The following is a 6,000-nucleotide window of genomic DNA, read 5'->3' as shown; positions in this document are numbered from 1 at the left end:
CAGCCGGCCATGGGCAGGACACTATTGATGATGGAGCATACTCATATGAGACAAATCGACATGATGATGTTGTGTTCAAAGGCGCCCGTTTTGCTGATACTCAGTTCATCCGTTCCGGTAATGATTTGATTATTAAAGCTTATGGAATTTCAGACTCTGTAACCTTGCCTGATTATTTTAAGGAAAATATCCGCCGTGGATTTAACTTTATTTTCGAAGATAAGATTGCTGGCGAAGAGGATATTAAAAATAATCTTACGCCAATTTTAAATGGCGATGATGATGATAATGTGATTACCGGCTCTTCAAAGCACGAAATTATCAACGGAGGTAAAGGTAATGACACCTTATATGGCAATGCTGGCAATGATATCCTGAATGGCGATGAAGGAGACGATACACTAGACGGCGGTGATGATAATGATATTCTGATTGGCGGCCCCGGCTACGATATCCTGATTGGCGGTCCCGGTAATGATCAGCTTTATGGCGGCGATTATGAAAAAGACCGCTATGAATTTGAAGCCGGCCATGGACAGGATATTATTAATGATGCAGCCTCTTCAAGTGAAAAAAATACATTTAATGATGTTGTATTTAAAGATGCCCGTTTTGCTGATGCTCAGTTCATCCGTTCCGGTAATGATCTTATTATTAAAGCTTATGGCAATTCAGATTCTGTAACTCTGCCTGACTATTTTAACGTTAACAATGTTAACAGCCGTGGATTCAACTTTATTTTTGAAGATAAAACTGCTGATGAAAAAGATATTATAAATAACCTCATGCTTATTTTAAATGGCGATGATAATGATAATGTGATTACAGGTTCTTCAAATAATGAAATTATCGATGGTGGCGCCGGTAATGATAAATTATATGGTTATCAAGGTGATGATATCCTGATTGGCGGTGAAGGTAATGATTACATGGAAGGCGGGTCTGGTAATGATACTTATGTTTTTGCCAAAGGCCATGGACAGGACACTATTAAAGACAATGATGGTAATAATGATACCATTCAGTTTACCGATGTTGACTTCTCTGAAGTGAAATTCCGTAAAGACGGAGATAATTTAATTATTTACGGCTATAACGAAGATGATTCTATTCTGGTCCAGGACTTCTTCTATAGTAGTTCCTATACAATAGAAAATTTTGTCTTTAAGGATCAAACCATTACTCTAAAAGATGTGCGTAATATTATCAGCAAACAGTAATAATATTCGGCAACTGAAAAAGATAAGGTTATGTCTATTTATTATTCATACATCAGATAATGTTTAATATCAAAAACTGGCTTTGTAATAATACAAAACCAGTTTTTCACTATTCTGAATCACCTATTTAAACATGCATCCCTGTTAAACGGGCAGTATCCTGAGCAATCATCAGCTCTTCATTAGTCGGAATAACCAAAACTGCTGCTTTACTATCTTTTGTGCTAATCACACCCGGTGTACCGAAGCAGGCTTCCATATTGGCATCATGATCCAGAATCATGCCAAATACATTCAGATAATTAACTACTTTTTCGCGCATTGTAGTTGAGTTTTCACCAATACCACCGGTAAATACCAATGCATCGAGACTGCCGCAGGCAACCATCATACCGCCCACATATTTAGCCAGACGATAGGCAAATACATCCAGAGCCAGCTCGGCACCTTTGTGTCCGTTAGCAGCAGCTTCTTCCAGCATACGGCAATCGTTGGAAAGATTGGATAAACCCAGCATACCGCTTTCTTTGTTCAGCATTTCGGTAATTTCATCAATGCTCATTTTGGCATTCGCGGCCAGGAAAGAGAAAATACTCGGATCGATATCGCCGCAACGGGTACCCATTACCAGACCTTCCAGCGGAGTCAGCCCCATGCTGGTATCCTGTGAACGACCGTTTTTAACCGCGGTGATAGAGGCGCCATTACCCAGATGAGCAATCACCATGCTCATTTCATTAATATCACGGCGCAAAAATGCTGCGGTTTCCTGAGCAACATAACGGTAGCTGGTACCATGCGCACCATAACGGCGTACACCGTAACGGGTATACAGTGTTGACGGAATAGCATAATGATAAGCATGCGGAGGCATAGTCTGATGGAATGCTGTATCAAATACTGCTACCTGCGGCAGCTCGGGAAACGCCTGCTGTGCTGCCTGAATACCCAGAATATGAGCAGGATTATGCAATGGAGCCAGTACAATACAGGCTTCAATATCACGCATTACTTCAGGAGTAATCACTGTAGACTGGGTAAATCGTTCGCCACCATGTACGACACGATGGCCGATAGCTTTGACACGGTCATATAAACCCAGATCTTTTAACTGTTCCAGTAAAGCCATTACAGCTGCAACGTGATCATGATTGCCGGTTAAGGCGTGTTTATGTTTTTCACCATTGATTTTAAAGGTGATAAAAGCATCAGTATTACCTACTTTTTCAGCCAAACAGCTCATTAAAACTTCTTTTTCGGCTAAATCCATGACTGCGGCTTTTACTGAAGAACTGCCACAGTTAAGTACCAATACTAAATCCTGCTCACTCATGTTGTTGTCCTGTTATATCGTGATTATTAAATTCAAAATGAATAATTAATTTTATTCAGCGGGCAAACAGCGTGCGTGCACCTGTAAAACGCTGGCTAAAATAGGGCTGGTCCAGTCTGGCCGTGCGAATAACACCGCTGCTGGAAGGCGCATGAATAAATTCACCGTTGCCAATATACAGCCCCATATGTGAATAAGCCTGTCCCGAAGTGTTGAAAAACACCAAATCCCCAACCTGCAAATCTTTTGTGCGGATCGGGGCGGAAACAGCTGCTATATCACGTGCGGTACGAGGCAGATTTACCTGCAATGCCTGCTGGTAAACGTATTGCACCATACCACTGCAATCAAATCCGCTACCCCGGCTACTGCCGCCATAACGGTAGGGTGTACCTATCAGACTCATGCTATGCAACAGCAATTCCTGACTCCCTACCTGATGACTGACTTTAGTAATCCGAATAGGAGCCAGACGGGGTTGGGTACCAGACTGTACTATTATTTTTCGACTACTAATTCTGCAGGCAGAAAGAAATAAAACAAGCGCACCTAAAACAGCACGCCGCTGTGCATTACATGTAACCATTAGTTATTTACCCTGTTGTGATTACCTGAATCATGCTTACTGAGTGAATATAACATGAGTTGGTAATAATTTCTCTAAGCATTAAGGCTTAAATGACAATCATTACATTAACTAACCTTGTCGTACAAATCATACAAATTTTACCACTTTGTGAAAGCTATATCGCTCTGAGAAGTTTTAATCTCTTGACAGTGTCCTTGTGCAAGAATAGAGTAGAAGCACTAATTGATAAAAGCCAGCCGAATGAAAGTGCTTTCCAGATTTTTTTACTGTAATTACAGGCTTTTATTATAAGCAATACTTTAAAGCATCGCTTACTAAACAAAATACAGGAAGCAATATGCAGGAATTTGCACCACTAGTTATTCGCAATCATCATCTCATTCCGATTGTTCAGGGCGGTATGGGCGTAGGTGTTTCCGCCTCAAGTCTGGCCAGTGCAGTAGCACGAGAAAATGGGGTAGGAACGATTGCCAGCGTGGATTTACGTCATTTGCATCCCGATCTACTTGAACAGTCCAAAGAAAATCCTACACAGGAAAAATACGATACCTTAAACAGGATTGCACTTGATCGTGAAATCAAATCCGCACTTGCCCAGTCTGAGGGGCGCGGAATGATCGCAGTTAATGTAATGAAAGCGGTTAAAGACCATCATGCGATGGTACAGCAGGCTTGTGAATCCGGTGCACACGCAATTGTAATGGGAGCCGGTCTGCCGCTGGACTTACCGGATATGACTGAAAATTTTCCTGATGTTGCTTTGCTGCCTATTTTGTCGGAATCACGCGGTATTGGCATTGTGCTTAAACGCTGGATGAAAAAGAACCGTCTGCCTGACGCAATTGTAATCGAACATCCCGCCCATGCTGCCGGGCATCTTGGTGCAGCTACTGTTGCCGGTGTTAATGATGAACGTTTTGAATTTAAACGGGTACTGACTGAAACATTCGAATTATTTAAAAAACTTGATCTGGAACGGGAAAAAATTCCTTTGATCATTGCTGGCGGGATGGCTAATTTTCAGAAAATCACCGTAGCCTTACAAGAATGGGGGGCAGCTGCTGTACAAATTGGTACAGCATTTGCTGTGACTCAGGAAGGTGATGCACATATCAATTTCAAAAAAACTCTCGCCGGTGCCGAAGGCGAACAAATTGTAGAATTCATGTCGGTAGCCGGCTTGCCGGCACGTGGCGTTAAAACTAAATTTCTGGATAGCTATCTGAAACGTGAAAGCGTATTACAGGCTAATGCCAAAGCAGACCCGCGGCGCTGTACGCAGGGGATTAACTGTTTGTCCGTTTGCGGCTTACGTGATGGTCTGGAAAAAGTCGGACAATTCTGTATTGATCTGAAACTTGCTGCAGCCTGGCGCGGAGAAACTGACAAAGGTTTATTTTTCCGTGGTAAAGATCCACTGCCATTCGGTTCAGCGATGCGCACTGTTAAAGAAACCATTGAATATTTACTGACCGGCGAAATTCAGGCTGTCCAGAAATCTGCCTGAAATTGCTGAATAATTTCATAAGCCACATGCATGCATGTGGCTTTTTATTTGTCTGTAACCGGTATTTTCTGGAGCTAAAGATGAATACTTACTGCCGCAGTAATTTGATTGGTGGTAGTATCAAAGCATTTACAATAATTTGTATTTACGATTATGAATCCGAAACTGGAATTGTTACAGCCCTATCCTTTTGCCAGATTACGTAAATTAATGGATGGTCTGGAACCACCGGCTGATCTCCAGCCTATATCATTACATATTGGTGAACCCAAACACCCTACCCCGTCGGTTTTAACTGATGCACTGATTCAGCATCTGGACGGACTTGCAGCCTATCCGGTTACTGCCGGCATTCCTGAGCTTCGTCAGGCTTGTGCTCAATGGCTTATGCGCCGCTACTCAGGAGTAAAAATTAATCCTGATACTGAAGTATTACCCGTGTTGGGCAGCCGAGAAGCATTATTTGCATTTACTCAAACCATCATTGACAGCAGTACTGAATATCAGCCCGTAGTTGTCAGCCCGAATCCCTTTTATCAGATATATGAAGGTTCAGCCTTGCTGGCTGGTGCGCGGGTAGAATATGTCAATTGCCGCGCTCCGCATTTTATGCCGCAATGGCAGGAAATCGATCAGAATACATGGCCAAAAGTACAATTGGTTTTCGTTTGTTCTCCGGGCAACCCCAGTGGCGCGGTAATGAATCTGGACGAATGGAAAAAACTATTTGCCTTACAGGATAAATACGGATTTGTGATTACGTCAGATGAATGCTATTCAGAAATTTACTTTGATGATGATAATAAGCCTCTGGGTGCATTACAGGCGGCTAGTCAATTAGGCCGGACATTCGACCGTCTGATTATGTTTACCAGCCTGTCAAAACGTTCTAATGCACCCGGTCTGCGTTCCGGTTTTGTAGCAGGTGACAGTAAACTTCTGGCTGATTTTCTGCTCTACCGCACCTATCATGGCAGTGCCATGAGTCTGCCCACACAATACGCCAGTATTGCAGCATGGAATGATGAAGAACACGTCATTGCCAATCGTAATCTGTATCGGGAAAAATTTGATAAAGTAATTCCGATATTACAGCAAAAATTTGCCCTGCATAAACCTGATGCTTCATTCTATCTGTGGCTGAATGTTCCCGATTGTGATGATTTGGCCTTTACACAGAAATTATGGCAAAAAGCAGCGATTCGTGTACTACCGGGACGTTATCTTGCCCGTAATACACCATACGGTAACTCCGGAGCAGGCTTTGTGCGGATCGCACTTGTATCCAGTGTCGAAGAATGTGTTGAAGCCGCTAATCGTATGGTCAAACTGGCTTTTTAGAATTGGTTTC

At 42.6% G+C, this 6,000-nt stretch carries 5 protein-coding genes; 3 read left to right on the top strand and 2 right to left on the bottom strand.

Annotated elements, in window-relative coordinates:
- The coding region (locus H3T84_RS02730; RefSeq protein ID WP_304944961.1) for a calcium-binding protein at positions 1 to 1,220 on the top strand (1,220 nt) is incomplete at its 5' end.
- A gap of 127 nt (positions 1,221 to 1,347) precedes the next feature.
- Here the strand turns inward: H3T84_RS02730 and H3T84_RS02725 are convergent.
- Positions 1,348 to 2,553 (bottom strand): acetate kinase, encoded by a 1,206-nt coding sequence (locus H3T84_RS02725; protein WP_025330927.1) that lies wholly within the window; start codon positions 2,551 to 2,553, stop codon positions 1,348 to 1,350.
- 55 nt (positions 2,554 to 2,608) lie between these two features.
- Entirely contained in the window at positions 2,609 to 3,139 is a 531-nt protein-coding gene (locus tag H3T84_RS02720; RefSeq protein ID WP_174833642.1) for a C40 family peptidase, read from the bottom strand.
- A 340-nt stretch (positions 3,140 to 3,479) separates the two neighbouring features.
- Here H3T84_RS02720 and H3T84_RS02715 point away from each other — a divergent pair, with 340 nt between their 5' ends.
- Both H3T84_RS02715 and dapC read left to right on the top strand, forming a co-directional pair.
- Positions 3,480 to 4,649, top strand: a complete 1,170-nt coding sequence (locus H3T84_RS02715) for a nitronate monooxygenase family protein (RefSeq protein WP_025330929.1) — start codon at positions 3,480 to 3,482, stop codon at positions 4,647 to 4,649.
- Between the two features lie 153 nt (positions 4,650 to 4,802).
- Positions 4,803 to 5,990: a succinyldiaminopimelate transaminase gene (dapC, locus tag H3T84_RS02710; RefSeq protein WP_198217741.1), complete on the top strand. Its 1,188-nt coding sequence runs from the start codon at positions 4,803 to 4,805 to the stop codon at positions 5,988 to 5,990.
- The last annotated feature ends 10 nt before the right edge of the window (positions 5,991 to 6,000 follow it).

It is taken from the genome of Snodgrassella sp. M0110 (assembly GCF_016101465.1).
In the GTDB taxonomy this organism is placed as follows: domain Bacteria; phylum Pseudomonadota; class Gammaproteobacteria; order Burkholderiales; family Neisseriaceae; genus Snodgrassella; species Snodgrassella alvi.
This window is presented reverse-complemented; position numbering and strand designations above follow the sequence as displayed.

Bases quoted from the DNA above. Each gene is read 5' to 3' on its own strand.
- H3T84_RS02725 (WP_025330927.1), bottom strand. From the start codon at position 2,553: ATGAGTGAGCAGGATTTAGTATTGGTACTTAACTGTGGCAGTTCTTCA.
- H3T84_RS02720 (WP_174833642.1), bottom strand. From the start codon at position 3,139: ATGGTTACATGTAATGCACAGCGGCGTGCTGTTTTAGGTGCGCTTGTT.
- H3T84_RS02715 (WP_025330929.1), top strand. From the start codon at position 3,480: ATGCAGGAATTTGCACCACTAGTTATTCGCAATCATCATCTCATTCCG.
- dapC (WP_198217741.1), top strand. From the start codon at position 4,803: ATGAATCCGAAACTGGAATTGTTACAGCCCTATCCTTTTGCCAGATTA.